The 15,651-nt window shown below is 68.6% G+C and carries 14 protein-coding genes; 7 read left to right on the top strand and 7 right to left on the bottom strand.

From position 1 onward, the window contains the following. Positions 1-2: 2 nt before the first annotated feature. Both J4E04_RS21320 and J4E04_RS21315 read left to right on the top strand, forming a co-directional pair. Positions 3-803: an SDR family NAD(P)-dependent oxidoreductase gene (locus tag J4E04_RS21320; protein WP_027506665.1), complete on the top strand. Its 801-nt coding sequence runs from the start codon at positions 3-5 to the stop codon at positions 801-803. A 15-nt stretch (positions 804-818) separates the two neighbouring features. After that, the gene (locus J4E04_RS21315) at positions 819-1,808 is read left to right on the top strand and encodes an LLM class F420-dependent oxidoreductase (RefSeq protein ID WP_490149580.1); all 990 of its coding nucleotides are present in this window, start codon (positions 819-821) and stop codon (positions 1,806-1,808) included. A gap of 12 nt (positions 1,809-1,820) precedes the next feature. Here the strand turns inward: J4E04_RS21315 and J4E04_RS21310 are convergent, their stop codons facing one another. The 5 genes from J4E04_RS21310 to J4E04_RS21290 form a co-directional block, all read right to left on the bottom strand. Next, positions 1,821-3,212, bottom strand: a complete 1,392-nt coding sequence (locus J4E04_RS21310; protein ID WP_490149579.1) for a nucleobase:cation symporter-2 family protein — start codon at positions 3,210-3,212, stop codon at positions 1,821-1,823. A gap of 78 nt (positions 3,213-3,290) precedes the next feature. After that, positions 3,291-3,569: a hypothetical protein gene (locus J4E04_RS21305; protein ID WP_027506667.1), complete on the bottom strand. Its 279-nt coding sequence runs from the start codon at positions 3,567-3,569 to the stop codon at positions 3,291-3,293. 13 nt (positions 3,570-3,582) lie between these two features. Next, complete coding sequence (locus J4E04_RS21300) at positions 3,583-5,145, bottom strand: DUF2207 family protein (RefSeq protein ID WP_490149578.1); 1,563 nt, start codon at positions 5,143-5,145, stop codon at positions 3,583-3,585. 51 nt (positions 5,146-5,196) lie between these two features. Then, on the bottom strand, positions 5,197-7,464 hold the full coding sequence (locus J4E04_RS21295) for an FGGY family carbohydrate kinase (protein ID WP_490150591.1): 2,268 nt from the start codon (positions 7,462-7,464) through the stop codon (positions 5,197-5,199). 2 nt (positions 7,465-7,466) lie between these two features. Next, the gene (locus J4E04_RS21290) at positions 7,467-8,498 is read right to left on the bottom strand and encodes a LacI family DNA-binding transcriptional regulator (RefSeq protein WP_490149577.1); all 1,032 of its coding nucleotides are present in this window, start codon (positions 8,496-8,498) and stop codon (positions 7,467-7,469) included. 75 nt (positions 8,499-8,573) lie between these two features. Here J4E04_RS21290 and J4E04_RS21285 point away from each other — a divergent pair, with 75 nt between their 5' ends. Continuing rightward, entirely contained in the window at positions 8,574-9,791 is a 1,218-nt protein-coding gene (locus J4E04_RS21285; protein WP_490149576.1) for an HAD-IA family hydrolase, read from the top strand. Here the strand turns inward: J4E04_RS21285 and J4E04_RS21280 are convergent. Beyond that, the gene (locus J4E04_RS21280) at positions 9,780-10,790 is read right to left on the bottom strand and encodes a LacI family DNA-binding transcriptional regulator (protein ID WP_027506670.1); all 1,011 of its coding nucleotides are present in this window, start codon (positions 10,788-10,790) and stop codon (positions 9,780-9,782) included. The two genes, J4E04_RS21285 and J4E04_RS21280, sit on opposite strands and share 12 nt — an antisense overlap. Positions 10,791-10,830: 40 nt before the next feature. Beyond that, positions 10,831-11,571 carry an SDR family oxidoreductase gene (locus J4E04_RS21275; RefSeq protein ID WP_490149575.1) on the bottom strand — a complete coding sequence of 247 codons (741 nt, stop codon included), beginning with the start codon at positions 11,569-11,571 and terminating at the stop codon, positions 10,831-10,833. Between the two features lie 369 nt (positions 11,572-11,940). Here J4E04_RS21275 and J4E04_RS21270 point away from each other — a divergent pair, with 369 nt between their 5' ends. The 4 genes from J4E04_RS21270 (at position 11,941) to J4E04_RS21255 (ending at position 15,610) form a co-directional block, all read left to right on the top strand. Next, on the top strand, positions 11,941-12,699 hold the full coding sequence (locus J4E04_RS21270; RefSeq protein WP_490149574.1) for a nucleoside/nucleotide kinase family protein: 759 nt from the start codon (positions 11,941-11,943) through the stop codon (positions 12,697-12,699). Beyond that, complete coding sequence (locus tag J4E04_RS21265; RefSeq protein WP_490149573.1) at positions 12,696-13,475, top strand: ATP-binding cassette domain-containing protein; 780 nt, start codon at positions 12,696-12,698, stop codon at positions 13,473-13,475. The genes J4E04_RS21270 and J4E04_RS21265 overlap by 4 nt, the downstream gene beginning before the upstream one ends. Continuing rightward, complete coding sequence (locus J4E04_RS21260; RefSeq protein ID WP_027506673.1) at positions 13,472-14,569, top strand: ABC transporter permease; 1,098 nt, start codon at positions 13,472-13,474, stop codon at positions 14,567-14,569. Before J4E04_RS21265 ends, J4E04_RS21260 begins: the two co-directional genes overlap by 4 nt. 72 nt (positions 14,570-14,641) lie before the next feature. Continuing rightward, positions 14,642-15,610: an ABC transporter substrate-binding protein gene (locus tag J4E04_RS21255; RefSeq protein ID WP_056443334.1), complete on the top strand. Its 969-nt coding sequence runs from the start codon at positions 14,642-14,644 to the stop codon at positions 15,608-15,610. The last annotated feature ends 41 nt before the right edge of the window (positions 15,611-15,651 follow it).

Here is a 15,651-nt window from a genome sequence, read left to right as displayed (position 1 = left end):
ACATGGACCTCGGAATCACGGGCAGAACTGCTGTCGTCACCGGCGCGGACTCGGGAATCGGGTGGTGCACGGCGCAGATGCTGCTCGACGAGGGTGTCCGGGTCTTCGTCACGGACAAGGACCAGGACAAGCTGGCTGCCGGCGCTGCCGAGCTCACCGGACCGGAGGGTGCCGTCACGGCGTTCGCCGCAGACGTGACAAAGCCCGCCGACGTCGAGGCGATGCACGCGAAGGCGGTCGAGGCGCTCGGCACCGTGGACATCCTGGTGCAGAGCGCCGGCATCACCGGCGCACAGGGCATGTTCCACGAGATCGACGACGACGGGTGGTCGACGACGATCGAGGTCGACCTTCTCGGGCCGGTGCGCGTCGTGCGCGCCTTCCTTCCCGAACTCCGCGCGGGCGGATGGGGACGCATCGTGTTGCTCGCGTCCGAGGACGCGGAGCAGCCCTACATCGACGAGCTGCCCTACTGCGCGGCCAAGGCCGGCATCCTCTCACTGGTCAAGGGACTGTCGAAGACGTATGCGTCCGAGGGTGTCCTGGTGAACGCGGTGTCTCCGGCCTTCATCCACACCCCGATGACGGACGCGATGATGGACAAGCGAGCCGACGAGCGTGGCACCGACCGCGACGAGGCCATCGAGAGCTTCCTGAAGGAGGACCGGCCGTTCATGGAACTCGGCCGACGGGGTACCCCGGAGGAAGTGGCGTCGGTGATCACGTTCCTGTGCTCGGAGCGCGCCAGCTTCGTCAACGGCTCGAACTACCGCGTCGACTCCGGTTCCGTCGCGACCATCTAGAGAGGACCCACGCCCATGACACGTTTCGGCTACACCCTCATGACCGAGCAGAGCGGACCGAAGCAGCTCGTCGACTACGCCGTGAAGGCGGAGGACGTCGGGTTCGACTTCGAGGTGTCCAGCGATCACTACTCACCCTGGTTGTCGTCGCAGGGACACGCGTCCTACGCCTGGACGATGCTCGGCGCGGTGGCGCAGGCGACGTCCCGAGTCGGCCTCTACACGTACGTGACCTGCCCCATCATCAGGTACCACCCGGTGATCGTCGCGCAGAAGGCGGCAACGCTGCAGATCCTCGCCGACGGCCGTTTCACGCTGGGCCTGGGAAGCGGCGAGAACCTGAACGAGCACGTCGTCGGCGAGGGTTGGCCCTCGGTGGACAAGCGTCAGGACATGTTCGAGGAAGCGGTCAAGATCATCCGGCAACTTCAGTCGGGTGAACTGATCACGTGGCAGGGCGAGCACTACCGCGTCGACTCGGCGCGCCTGTGGGACACCCCCGAACACCCGCTCGAGATCGGCATCGCGGTCTCGGGGTCGAAGTCGATCGAGCGGTTCGCGCCGCTCGGCGACCACATGATCTCGACGGAGCCGAAGTCCGAGCTGGTCGAGGGCTGGGACAAGGCCAGGCACATCGGCACGGGCCTGAACCGGGAGTCGAAGAAGATCGGTCAGATCCCCATCTGCTGGGGTCCGGACGAGAAGGCGGCCACCGAGCTCGCGCACGACCAGTTCCGCTGGTTCGCGGGTGGGTGGGCCGTGAACGCGGACCTGCCGACGACGGCCGGTTTCGCGGGTGCGACACAGTTCGTCCGGCCGGAGGACGTGGCCGGAACCATCCCCTGCGGACCGGATCTCGATGCGATCGTCGAGAAGGTGGCGCCCTACTGGGAGGCCGGTTTCACCGACATCGCACTCGTGCAGGTCGGCGACGAGGCCCAGGAGCGCTTCCTTGCCGAGGCCGCCGGGCCACTGCTCGAGAAGCTCCGCGCAGCGTCGTCCTGACCGACGGATCGATCAGAGCGCCGGTCCACGCACAGCGTCGTGGGCCGGCGGATCCGTGTCGGTGGACAGCTTGTCGCGCAACGACTCCGAGTTCAGCAGCATGTTCAGGACCACCGCGCACAGCGCACCCGCGCTGATGCCGGAATGGAAGATGGTCTGGAACCAGTCGGGGAACCGGTCGTAGAGGTCCGGCGACACCGTGGGCAACAGTCCGACGCCCACCGCGACGGCGACCACCAGGATGTTCGTGTTGTTGAACGACACCTGCGCGAGCGTGCGGACGCCACTCGCGGCCACCATGCCGAACAGTGCGATGCCCGCGCCACCGAGCACGGGAAGCGGCACACCCTCCACCACGGCACCGAGTTTCGGCAGCAACCCCAGCAGGATGAGGATGCCGCCGGCGAACGTGGCCACATGGCGGGTCTTGACGCCCGTGATCGCCACCAGCCCCACGTTCTGCGCGAACGCCGTGTACGGGAACGTGTTGAAGATGCCACCGAGCATCGTCGACAGGCCGTCGGCGCGCAGACCGTCGGCCAGACAGCGAGGCGGAACCTTCTTGTCGACGATCTCGCCGACAGCGATGATGTCGCCCGTGGTCTCGGTCATGATGACCAGCGCGACGATGCACATGGTGATGATCGCGCTGACCTCGAACGTCGGGAATCCGAAGTGGAACGGCGTGGTCACGCCGACCCAGTCCTGTTCCCGCACACCACTGAAGTCGGTCATGCCCAGCGGGATCGCGATGACGGTGCCGGCGACGAGTCCGAGCAGGATGCTCAGTCGCTTGGCGGCCGGGGGAGCGAACCGTTCGATCAGCAGGATGATCAGCAACGTGAGTGCGCCCATCCCGATGTACTTCGGATCACCGAAGTCCTCGGATCCCGTTCCGCCGCCGAACCATCCGGCCGCCACCGGCATCAGCGACAGGCCGATGATCAGGATGACCGTGCCCGTGACCAGAGGCGGGAACAGGTGGAGCAGCTTCGCGAACACCGGCGCCAGCGCCATCATGAACACGCCGGACGCGATCACGGAACCGTAGATGGCGGTGACGCCGTACTGCGAGCCGATGGCGATCATCGGTGTCACCGCGGCGAAGGTGCAGCCCTGCATCAGCGGTAGTCGTACCCCGAAGCGCCAGAACCCGACCGCCTGGATCAGTGTCGCTATCCCGGCGACGAACAGGTCGGCCGTGATGAGGTACGGCAGGTCGCTCGACTGCAGTTCCCCCGCAGCGACCAGCGCGCTGCCGACGATGAGAGGGACGGCGACCGCGCCCGCATACATCGCGAGCACGTGCTGCAGGCCGAGTGGAGCCAGCACCGACAGCGGGGGAATGTGGTCGACCGGATGCGTGCCCGCCCGACCGCGAGTGAACCTCGACAACGACACCATGGGACACAGTGTCGGCCCTGCCCGTGTCGTTCGTCGGTCTTCTCGGTTTCCGCGCCGTTACGGCGGCACTCCGTCGGCTCAGAGGGTGGTGGCGGCGAAGGACACGAAGACGACGAACAGTGCGGCGCCGCCCAGCGCGGCTCCGATCATCGCCTCGCGGCCGTTGGTGGCCGTGCCGTCCTCGTCCCGGCCGATACCGACCCATCCGCACACCACCGCGAGGATGCCGGTGGGCACGGCGACGATGTCACCCACGAAGGGCACGAACGCGCAGACCAGCGCGACGATGCCCGCGACCAGCGCGCTGCTGCCCGCGCCGTTGCGATACGCGGGACGTGATGACGGAGTGTCGGTCACACCCGGAATGGTCTCAGGTGCTCCCCGCAGCGCCGCCACCGCCACCCGCGCCGGCCCCGGACACCGTGCCGGCGCTGCTGTTGGTCGAGGTGAACACCGAGGAGAAGACGACCCAGTTCAGCAGTGCCGGGTCCGAGGCGTGCAGTGATCCGGACGGTGAGGCGAAGGCACGCAGCGTCGTTCCGCCGTCCGCGTCCGTGGCCGCCTCGAGGCGCTTCGTGAACGTGGAGCCGAGCCCCAGCGCGACGATGTCGGGCAGTGCGTGGTCCAGATCGAGCGAGGAGTCGTCGTCCTTTCCCGACTGCTTCAACCCGTCACGGTAGGCCTCCCAGGGACGAGCGGTGTCGAGACCGGCAGCCGAGAATCGCGAGTAGGCGACCGTCATGACGAGGCCGGCGATCAGCAGGATCCCGCCGGGAATCGCGGCGACCAGCATGATCGGGGCCCCGGAAGCAGCGACCACGCCTGCGCCCACCATGACTGCACCGCCGAGAAGTGCCAGTCCGACCAGACCCCAGCGTGGTCCGGCCGTGCCGTGGCGCACCCACCCGTTCGCCTCGAGGTGCGCGTCGACGACGGCCTTCGTCGCGCCGTGACCCTGCGCGAGCGTCGTGAGCGCGGCGCTGTCCACCACGTCGCCCTCGGCCTTCTCGGACAGCATGGTCCAGACGGCGTCCTGCACGTCGCCGCGTACCTTGCCGCGGTCGAGCAGTCGGACTCGGAGCGTGTCCTTGCCACGTTTCTTCGACCCGGAACCCGGCTCGGACTCGAGAGCCACTGCGTCGGCCGCCGCGAGCGCCAGCAGCGTGGCCGGCACCGCACTCGCCTGCGCGCTCCGATGGACCAGAGCCGTGACGATCGCGGGATCGGTGGTGTGATCGGGTCGGTAGGTCGTCGGAGGCTGCGCCGACACCGTGGGCCGCGAACGGCGACGGTAGATCTGCGCCGCGCCCGCGGAGCCGACCAGCACGACGGCGAGACCGGTCCACGGGAGCCATGTCGACCCCGGCCCGGCGGCGAACTCGTCGAGCGCCGTCACCGGTGGCCCGACCAGGATGGAGGACTCGAGCCGGTCGATGCCGTTCGTCAGACTGCCCGCGACGTCACCGTCGCGCAGCGGCGGCACCAGGGCGTCCTCGACGATCGCTTCCTGCTCGTCGCGGGGAACATTGCCGTCGTCGAAGGTGGAACCGAGGAAGATCCCGGCCCGAGCCTCGTCGTCGGTACCGGGCTCGCGGTTGATCAGGATGGCACCGGCGACGTCCTGATCGACGTCCGCCGTCGACACCCACGCCTGCTGCAGTGCCTCCACCTGATCGAGGGTGTCGTCCGAGTCGGCGTCCAGCTCGCGGACGTACGCGACGACGTCGGCCCCGGTCTCGGCGCGCAGCGCGTCGAGTCGCTGCTCCAGCGCCTCGACGTCGGCCGGACCCAGCGAGTCCCCGGTGCGGTCGTACACGCGTTGACCGACCGTGAGCCCGTCGAACTGTGTGTCACCGGAGCTGTCGGAGCAACCGGCGAGACCGAGCACTGCTGTCGCCGCGATGAACGCGACCGCGAACCGGAACCGTGTCATGCCGTCATGATAGGCAGACTCGACGGTCCGGTATCGCGTGTCGCGTGTCGGTCAGCGGTTGTCGACGGCCTCGGCCAGCTCGCGCAGGCGCGGCAGCGCGCGGTCCGTCAGCAGCTGCTCGCGGGTGTCGGCCGAGACGGCCATGCTGTCCTTCCAGAGGGAGCGACCCGCCATCGCGCCGCTGGCGCCGTTCGCCACGGCGGTGCGCACCTGCTCGATGAACGTCTCGTGATCCACACCGGCGGACAGGACGGCCCACGGCACGCCGTTCGCGGCGGCGGTCACGGCGGCACAGGCTTCGGCCGATCCGGGGTACTGCAGCTTGAGCACCTTGGCACCGCACTCGACGGAGATGCGGGCGGACTCGGCCACGAGGGACGGGAAGCGCTCCGCGTAGTCGACGGCCGATTCGCCCTCGAGCCGGTACGTGAGGATCTCGACGATCAGCAGCAGACCCTCGGCCGAGCACGCCTTCACCAGTTCGGCGATCTCCTGGCCGACCCGCGAGTCCGCCGTCTGACGGTCGGGGCGCATGTACCACAACATCTTCGCGACATCGCCGCCCAGATCGCGCACCACGCGCGGGGTGACGCCGTCGACGAAGCGGGTGAACTTCAGGCCGTCCACGGTCTCGAATCCCGAGGCGTCCATCCCGACCACGAGCGCGGTGTCCCGCGACAACGTGCCTTCGTCGACGACGCGGGGGAGCGCCACTTCCGGGTCGAGCAGGATGGCGGGAGCGTGGTTGCCGAGGTACTTCACGAGATCGCCCTTGGCATCGGCGAGTTGATCCTTCGAGATGGAGTCCGGACCGTCCGGGGCGTCGTTCATGACGGCCTTCATGCCGTTGCGCTGGTCGCCGGCCACGATCAGCATGTTGCCGTTCGCAGTGGAGATGGCGGCCATGCCGCGTCGTTCCAGTGTGGTGAGGTCGTTCATGTCGGAGCTCCTGTCGGTGGTGCGAGGTGGGGTTCGGTCGCTCGAGTCGAGCAGTCTGGAGGCGAACAGGGCTGCGCCGTAGGCGGTGTCCTGTGTTCGGCCGGAGGTGGTGATGTCGGGCAGGACGGCGGCGCGGGCGTCGCGGACGCAGGCCATGCTCGCCCAGCCACCGGTGAGGATGCTGCGCCGTGCGGGCGGGACCTCACGGTCGAGCGCGGCGACCAGCAGGGCCACCTCGTCGTTCCCGTGGAGCAGCACGGCGCGGAAGAGTTCGGCGGCGTCCACCCCGTCGGTCCGGATGGTCAGTGCGAGCACACCGTCGTCGTTGCGTGCACCGGAGACGGTGACACCACCCTCGGCGACGGATCCCGCGGACGGCAGTGCCTGCACGCGCTGGTCCAGCCCGTCCCGCCCGGCGCGATCGGTGATGTCGCACAACTGCAGTGCGCGGCGCATGAGCAGTCCCGACTTCACACCGGCCACCAGCACGTACTTGCCGGGCACGACGTGGCGGACCGAGTTGATCAGGTGCTCGGCCAGTCGCGCGCGACTGGCCGCGGACGGTGGCGTGTCCAGGACGCGCAACAACACCTCCGCGGTACCCATCGAGACGAGGTAGGTGTCGTCGGCGATGTCGCCGCCGGACACCGCGGACACGAGGTGGTCGTGGCCCGCGACCGTGAGGGCGGCCCCGCGTACGAGCTCGGGAAGCCATGGCGCCGAGGCGAATCCGAGTGCGGTGCCGGCAGCGACGAGCGGCGGGAGGAAGGTGTCGTCGACACCGAGGTGCGCCAGCATGTCCCGCCAGGGGGCGCCGGTGTCCTGGTCGAGCAGCCCCGTTCGCGACGCCAGCGAGTACTCGCTGACAGCCCGTCCGCCGAGAGCGGCGACGACGAACGCGGGCAGATCCAGCCATCGGAGTCCGGTGAGGTCCAGTCCGCCGGACTGCAGATGCAGGATCTTCGCGACCGAGACCTGCACCCCGAGAGGGATTCCCGTGGTCGCTGCGAACGCGGCCCGCAGCGGCTCGGGCAGGGCGGCGACCTGCTCCCCGCCGCGCGGGTCGAACCACGCGAACGACGGCGCCACGACCTCCAGCCCTGCGTCGACGAGGAAGCCCGTCTCGCCCATGCCCGAGACGGCGACGGCATCGAGCCGGGCGTTCGGATCACCGGTGACGTCCGGCAGTCGGCGCGCGACGATCTCCACCAGGTGACGCACGGTGTCGAGGAGATCGTCCGCCGCCATGTCGGTGGTACCGCCGGCCCCGTGCGTCCAGGGAGTGGCGAGTTGCTCGATCAGGACCTCGGAACCCGAGGAGTCGCTGACGAGGATCTTGATTCCGGTGCTGCCGAGGTCGAGACCGGCGACGAGGGACATGCTCACGGGCGGTACCGCTTTCCAGCGCTGGGGGACTGTCGATTCGGGGGAGCGAGATGCGAGCTGCGCTCGACGAGAGTCGTGTCGGCGAGGCCGGCCACGGCGTCGAGGGTGGGATCGTCGAAACGCAGCAGCAGACGGTCGAACGCCGCGGCTCCGATCTCGTACGGGTTCTGGTCGATGCAGGTGACGGGCGGATCGACGGCGTCGGCCAGAGCGAAGCTGCCGAACGACACCATGGCCACGTCCGTGCGGTGGATCTCGTGCAGGACCGACACGACGGCACTGGCGTGGCGGGCGTTGGAGACGAACAGCGCCGTGGGGGGTTCAGGGAGGGCGAGCAGGTCGAGCACCACCGGGCGCACCGCGTCCGGCGACGGCGCCACTTCGGGAATGCCGTCGCCCGGGGCGCTGAGACCGTGCTCGGTGAGGACGTCGACGTACGCGTCTCGTCGACGTTGCGCCGTCTGCAGTCGCGCATCGTGGCCGACGAGGGCGATCCGCCGGTGCCCCGCGTCGACCAGCACCCGGACGGCGCGTCGAGCCGCCGAGTAGTCGTCGACGGTGACGGCGTCGAAACCCGGGATCGAGCGGTCGACGGTCACCACCGGCAGGGTGTGGCGGCGCGGGGTGAGGAACGACGAGTGATCGCCGACGGGGGCGAGCACGATGCCGCGCACGTGTTGACCGGCGAGGCGGGTGAGTTGCGACAGTTCGCGCTCGGGATCGAACCCGGTGCTGCCGACCATGACTCCCATGCCGCGATCGAGCGCACGCTCCTCGATCGCGCGTACCAGGGAGGCGAAGAAGATGTCGTCGATGGAGTCGACCACGATGCCGATGGTGGTGCCGGATCCGGACTTCAGTGATCGTGCGGCGGAGTTGGGAACGTAGTTCAGTTCCGCCACCGCCGCTTCGACGCGCTCGCGCAGCTCGGGGAGCACCGTGTCGACACCGTTGACCACGCGCGAGACAGTCTTGAAGCTGACGCCTGCCAGTGCGGCGACGTCCTTGATGCTGGCGCGGTGGGTCACGGGAGAACTCTCGATCGAGGGTGGGTGACGGTCCGGCATTGCTGCGAGACAACGTTGTCTTCTATGATCGTCATCGTGCACACCTCCTGTCAAGAGATCGCGTGGAACAGCGGCCCGCACGTGGTGATCGCCGGGGTCGCCGGCAGTGGCAAGTCGACCCTCGGAGCAGCGGTCGCCCGTGATCTCGCAGCGCCGTTGCTCGACCTCGACACCCTGACGGCGCCGCTGCTCGACGTGCTGAGTCCGCTGCTGGGCAGTGGACACTGGAACGACTCCGGCGACGCGGCGCCCCTGATCCGTGCCGGTCGATATGCCGTGATGCGTTCCGTCGCAGAAGAACTGACGTCGGTGGGCGTGCGGTCCGTGATGGTCGCGCCGTTCACCCGCGAACTGCAGGGTGGTGACGAGTGGGCGGCTCTTCTCGAGTCCGTGGCCCCTGCGCCGGTGGTCGTCGTCCATGTCGACGGCAGCGAGGCGTTGCTCGCCCGGCGCCGCGCGGACCGCGGTCTGGACCGGGATCGCCACCGCGCCGACACGCCGCACTCGAGCCCCACGGTCCCACATCTGCGCGTCGACGCGTCTCTGACCACCGCGCAGCAACTGTTCCGTGTCCGCCGGGCGCTGGGACTGGTGTCCCCGCCCGCGGACCGGGGTGGTGTCGTCGGGCGGACGTTCGACGCGATGCTGTTCGACCTCGACGGCACTCTCGTCGACTCCACGGCGGCCGTCGCGCGGTGCTGGGCCCAGGTCGGCGACGAGTACGGATTCGCGGTCGCGGACATCGCGCACGGAATGACGGCGGCGGAGTCGATGGCGCTGCTTCTCGGCGACGTGGAGGGGCCGGCAGCGGCGCTGCGGCTCGGTGATCTGGAGACCCGCGACGTGGCCGACGTGGTCCCCACCCCCGGTGCGCTGGAGATGTTCTCGGCACTGCCCGCCTCGCGGGTGGCGATCGTGACGTCGGGTGCACCCCCCGTGGCGCACGCCCGTCTCGCAGCGGCGGGTCTGGCCGCACCCACCGCGATGGTGACCTCTGCGGACGTGGCACACGGCAAGCCGGACCCGGAGCCCTATCTCCTCGCGGCGCGCACGCTCGGGATCGATCCGAGCCGCTGCCTGGTCGTCGAGGACGCGCCCGCCGGAGTGCTGTCGGCACGGGCCGCGGGCTGCACGGTGATCGGTGTGGGAGGCACGCACGACCGAGCCGACCTGGACGCGGACCTGCAGGTCGACACCCTGGATCAGCTGACGGTCACCCTCGCCGAGGGAGGCGTCACCGTGTCACTGCGGTGACGCGGCGCCGTCGGGGAGCGTGCACGATTCCCTCTCGATCAGCTCGACTCCGAGCACGTTACGGCGGCGGTAACGCCGGCGCGGGTTCTCGATGCGTCCGAGAATGCGATCGATCGCTTGGAGCCCGAGTTCGGCTGGGTTCTGGTCGATCACGGTGACGGGCGGGCACAGAGCGTCGGCCAGCGGGAAGTCGCCGAAGCCGACGTACGCGGGGCGCGTCGCTCCGCGCTTCTGCAGTTCGGGCACGCACGCCATCGCGGTGCGGGCGTTGGACAGGAACAGCGCCGTGGGCGGCGCGGAGGAGTCGAGCAGTGTGCGCATCGCCTCCCGTGCCTGATCGCGGCCGAGGACTCCGGTGACGACCAACGTGTCGTCGTACTCGATCCCGTTGCTCTCCAGCGCATCTCGATACCCGGAGAGGCGGTTGAACGCGGTGCTGATGGAGATGTCGTCGCCGACCAGAGCGATGCGGCGGTGGCCCCGATCGAGAAGATGGGTGGTGGCCGTCCAGGCACCGCCGTGATCGTCGTCGACGAACGTGTCGGCGGTGAGCCCGGAGGGCGCGCGGTCCACGAACACGGTGGGGGTGCGCTCGGCCCACCGTTTGAGATAAGCGTGATCGGTACCGATGGGCGCGATCACCAGGCCGCTGAGTTGTCTGCGCAGGAGCGATTCCACCAGTGAGCTCTCGAGGGACGCGTCGTGACCGAGGCTGGTCATGATGACGGCCATGTCGTGCAGCCGGGCTCGGTTCTCCACCGCACGCGCGATCGACGCGAAGAAGGGATCGTCGATGTCCGGAACGGCGACCCCGATGGCACCGGTGTGGCCGGCGCGGAACGACGTCGCGATGGTGTTGGGAACGTAGTTCAACGATTCGAGCGCCGCGTTGACCCGAGCGCGAGTCTCCGGATCGACGTGCGGATCGTCGTTGTAGACACGGGACACCGTCTTCGCGCTGACGTTGGCCAGTGTCGCGACATCCTGCATCGTGGTCATCGGGCCACCTTCTTCGTACGTGCCGGGACAGTATGACGGGTCAGCGGCTGGTGTACCCGCCGTCGACCGGAAGAGACACCCCGGTGATCATCGAGGCGTCGTCGCTGAGCAGGAACGCGATGGGGGCCGCGATCTCGGCCTCGGTGGCCCACCGACCGAGCGGCATCTGCGACAGGAACGGGCCCTCGATCTCCGGGCGCCCCCAGTAGAAGGCGGACATCTCCGTCATGACGACGGTGGGATTGACGCTGTTGACCCGGATGCCGTGCTTCCCGAGTTCCAGTGCCGCGACGCGAGTGATGTTGTCCAGGGCCGCTTTCGAGGATCCGTACGAGATGTGTCCGGGGAGCGCTGCGAGCGATGCCTGGCTCGAGACGTTGACGATGGCCCCGGCTCCGGCGGCGATCATCGCGGGAGCCGCGTACTTGATGACGAGGAGGCTGCCGCGCGCGTTGATGGAGATGACCTTGTCGAAGATGTCGATGTCGGTGTCCTGGGGGGTGGCGATCTCGCCGCCGAAGCCGCCGCAGTTGACCACGCCGTAGAGCTTGAGGCCCGACAGGGCCTCACGGATGCTGTCCTCCGACGTGAGGTCGAACGGCAGCGGACGTGCGCCGGTCTCCTCCTGCAGAGCAGCGAGCGCGGCCTCGTTCCGTCCGGACGCGATGACGTCGGCGCCGTCGGCGACGAGGCGCCGCACTGTGGCGGCGCCGATACCGCCGCTGGCCCCGGTGACGAGGATCGTGCGGCCGCTGAACTTCGACGGGGAACTCTGCGACATGTCGGTTCTGCCTTCTGGGGAGTCGTGGGTGTGGCGGTGATGCGATGTCATCGATGTCATGACCTCCGTTGCGGTGGTCCATGACATCGATGACACGGACCGTACGTCACCGTGTGCAATTCTGCGCCCGATTGCCGAGAAACATCGCTGAACTGCGCTGATCCTTCTCTCGGGAGTGTCCTCCACGAATGGGGGAGGCTCGACCGATCGGCGCCCATGTCACCGGTGACATGAATTTTTGCGAAACGCGTGACACGGCGAGTTGCGTGGGTCACACTGATCCGCATCGCGATGCGGCTCGGGCCGCACGACGACCCGCCCCCACGATGGTCGGGTCGATCGAGTTCCGCGATTCGACGAGGGACGGACATGTACGCAGCTTCGAACGACGCCGGCACGCCGGACGGCCGCGAGGACCGTCGGCGCTACGCGCCGGCCGATCTCACCGAGATGGTGAGCCACCTGGCGTCCGTGCTGCGCGACGGATCCGGCGGTCGCCGGCTGCTGGGTGTCACCGGTGCACCGGGCGCGGGCAAGTCGACCTTCTGCGCACTGCTTCAGGCGGAACTCGGTACCGACTCCACGCTGGTGGGGATGGACGCGTTCCACCTCGCCGACGAGGAGCTGATCCGGCTCGGGCGCCGTGGACGCAAGGGTGCGCCCGACACCTTCGACGTCGACGGATACGTCGCGCTCCTGCGCCGCCTGCGGAACCAGACGGCGGAGACGATCTACGCACCGCGGTTCGAGCGGTCGATCGAGGCCGCGATCGCCGGCGCCGTCCCCGTGCAGCGCGACACCGCGATGGTGATCACCGAGGGCAATTACCTCCTGCTCGACGACGGCGGGTGGGACGCGGTGCGCTCGGAGCTCGACGAGGTCTGGTACCTCGACGTTCCGACGACGGTGCGCGCGGAACGACTCGTGGCCCGACACCGACACCACGGCAAGTCGCGTGCGGACGCCGAGCAGTGGACCCGCGACGTCGACCTCCGCAACGCGGAGATCGTGGCCGCGGTGGCCCGCCGCGCCGACCTGATCATCGAGGTGCCGAACGACCCGCTTCTCGCACCCGCTCACGACACCGACTCATCACGCGACACCGACTCATCCGAGGAGCTCTCATGAGCAACCACCCCAACGGCGCCACGCCCGTCCTCGAGGCACGCGGGCTCTCCCGCAGCTTCGGGAACGTGCGCGCGCTCGACGACGCCGATTTCGACATCTACGCGGGCGAGGTGGTCGCACTCATCGGCGACAACGGCGCCGGCAAGTCGACGATGGTCAAGGCGCTGTCCGGCAGCCTGGCGCTGGACTCCGGCGAGATCCTCTACGACGGCGTGACCGTCGACCTGGACAACCCCACCGCAGCAGCAGATCTGGGCATCGAGACGGTGTTCCAGGACCTGGCGCTCGCTCCGCACCTCAACGCGGCCCAGAACATGTTCCTGGGGCGCGAGATTCCCGCGGCGGGCCTGCTGGGCAAGCTCGGCTTCCTGAACACGGCCGAGATGCGCACGCAGTCGCGTGCGGCGCTCGACGAACTGGGGGCCACCGTCCGCAGCCTCACCGATCCGGTCGGAGCCATGTCCGGTGGCCAGCAGCAGGCCATCGCCATCGCCCGCGCCGTGGCCTGGGCCAAGGGTGTGGTGTTCCTCGACGAACCCACCGCCGCACTCGGCGTGGTCCAGACCCGCAACGTGCTCGACACCATTCGTCGAGTGGCCGACAAGGGCGTCGCCGTGGTGTTCATCAGCCACTCGATGCCGCACGTCATGGAGGTCGCCGACCGCGTCCAGGTATTGCGCCTGGGCAAGCGCGTCGCGACGCTCGATGCCAAGAACACGACCATGGAAGCACTCGTCGGCGCGATGACCGGCGCGACGGTGGGAGCCGCGAGATGAGCAATCAGACCTTGCCGAAATCAGCGGGATCCTCGGCCCCCGAACCGTCGTCGAACGGCAGCTCGTTCGATCTGCGGAGCAGCCTCGCCGGCCTCGCCCGTGTCCAGGTGTTCCAGATCGTCATCGTGCTGCTGGCGATCAGCATCCTGTTCTCGATTCTCGCGCCGAACAGTTTCCCCGAGTGGGGCAACATCCGGCAGATCATCCAGAACGTCTCGATCCTCGCCGTCCTCGGCATCGGGATGACGTTCGTCATCGTCACCAGCGGTATCGATCTCTCCATCGGCTCTGTCCTCGTCTTCTCCGGCGTCGTCGCCGCGAAGGTGATGCGGGCCGTCGGCGGCGAGGGCTGGAGTGTGGCCGTCATCGGCATCCTCGTGGCCGTCGCCTGCGGGCTGGCGTGGGGGCTGCTCAACGGGTTCCTCATCGGTATCGCGAAGGTGCCTCCGTTGATCGCGACGCTGGGTACGCTCGGCGGCGCACTGGGTCTCGCCCAGGTCATCACCGGTGGTGTCGACATCCGCGACGTGCCGCCGGTGCTGGTCGACACGATCGGCTACGGCAACGTGCCCGCGACCACCATCCCGCTCATCTCCTTCATCGCCCTGGTGTTCGTCATCGTGTTCGGTATCGTGCTGCACCGCACAAGGTTCGGCCTGCACACCTTCGCTGTCGGGTCCAAGGAGCAGTCCGCCCGGCGCGTCGGCATCAAGGTCGACCTGCACCTGATCAAGGTCTACGCGCTGTCCGGCACGCTCGCCGGTCTCGCGGGCATCCTGTCGCTCTCGCAGTACGGCACCACGGCCATCGCCGGCCAGTCGCAGACCAACCTCAACGTCATCGCCGCGGTCGTCATCGGCGGCACCAGCCTCTTCGGCGGTGTGGGCACCATGTTCGGCACCGTCATCGGACTCTTCATTCCCGCCGTGCTCCAGAACGGCTTCGTCATCGTCGGTGTGCAGCCCTTCTGGCAGCAGGTCGCCGTCGGTGCCGTGCTCATCGCCGCCGTGTACTTCGATCAACGCCGCCGAGCCGCCGCCACCCGCGGGGCGTCGACGTCTTCACTGAAACGACTGTGGGCTCGAAACCCCTGACGTACCACCGTCGCTCGGCCTCATCGCACACTCCACTCACCACGCTCGGCCTACCGGAAAGATCACTCACCCATGCGTACATCCCGGACCGTCGCCGCCGCTGCGCTGGCAGCCGCGTCACTCTCCACCTTCGTGCTCGCCGGCTGTTCGTCCGACTCGGGCGGCGGTGAGAAGAAGCTCGCGTTCATCCAGGGCGTCAGCGGCGACGAGTTCTACATCAGCATGCAGTGCGGCATCCAGGACGCCGCTCAGGCCGCCGGTTACACGGTCGACGTCCAGGGTCCCGCCAAGTTCGACCCGACCCTGCAGAAGCCGATCGTCGATTCGGTCGTCGCCTCTCGTCCCGCCGCGATTCTCATCGCCCCCACCGACGTGTCCGCGATGCAGGCACCGCTCGACGCCGCCGCGCAGGCCGGAATCAAGGTCGTCCTCGTCGACACGACGCTCGAGGATCCGTCGAAGGCCGTGTCGGCCATCTCGTCGGACAACGAGGGCGGCGGCGCCGAGGCGTTCAACGCGATCGAGGGGTTGAACCCGAACGGCGGTAAGGTCATCGTCATCTCCACCGACCCCGGCGTCTCCACCACCGACGCCCGCGTCAAGGGATTCGAGGACGCGGCCGCGGGCAACTCGGCCTTCCAGTACCTCGGAGTGCAGTACAGCCACAACGATCCGGCCGAGGCCGCTCGTCTGATCTCCGCCGCCATCGCCAAGGATCCCGACATCGTCGGTGTCTTCGCCACCAACACCTTCGCCGCGGAGGGCACCGCGACCGGCGTCCGCCAGACCGGGAAGCAGGAGCAGGTCAAGATCGTCGGCTTCGACGCCGGCCCCGCCCAGGTGAAGCAGCTCCGCGAGGGAACGGTCCAGGCGCTCATCGCCCAGCAGCCGGCCACCATCGGCACCGACGGCGTCGAGCAGGCCGTCGCCTCGCTCGAGGACAAGCCCACCGAGAAGGACATCTCCACCGGATTCCACGTCATCACCGCGGACACGATCGACGGCGACGGCGCGCAGTACGTGTACAAGTCGGCCTGCTGACCGGCCGTCCCCAGCTGCGGTGGCGCTCTTCTGTCTCACCG

It is taken from the genome of Rhodococcus sp. NFXS4 (genome assembly GCF_058139645.1).
The sequence above is the reverse complement of the archived record's forward strand: the minus strand, read 5'-3'. Positions and strand labels throughout refer to the sequence as shown.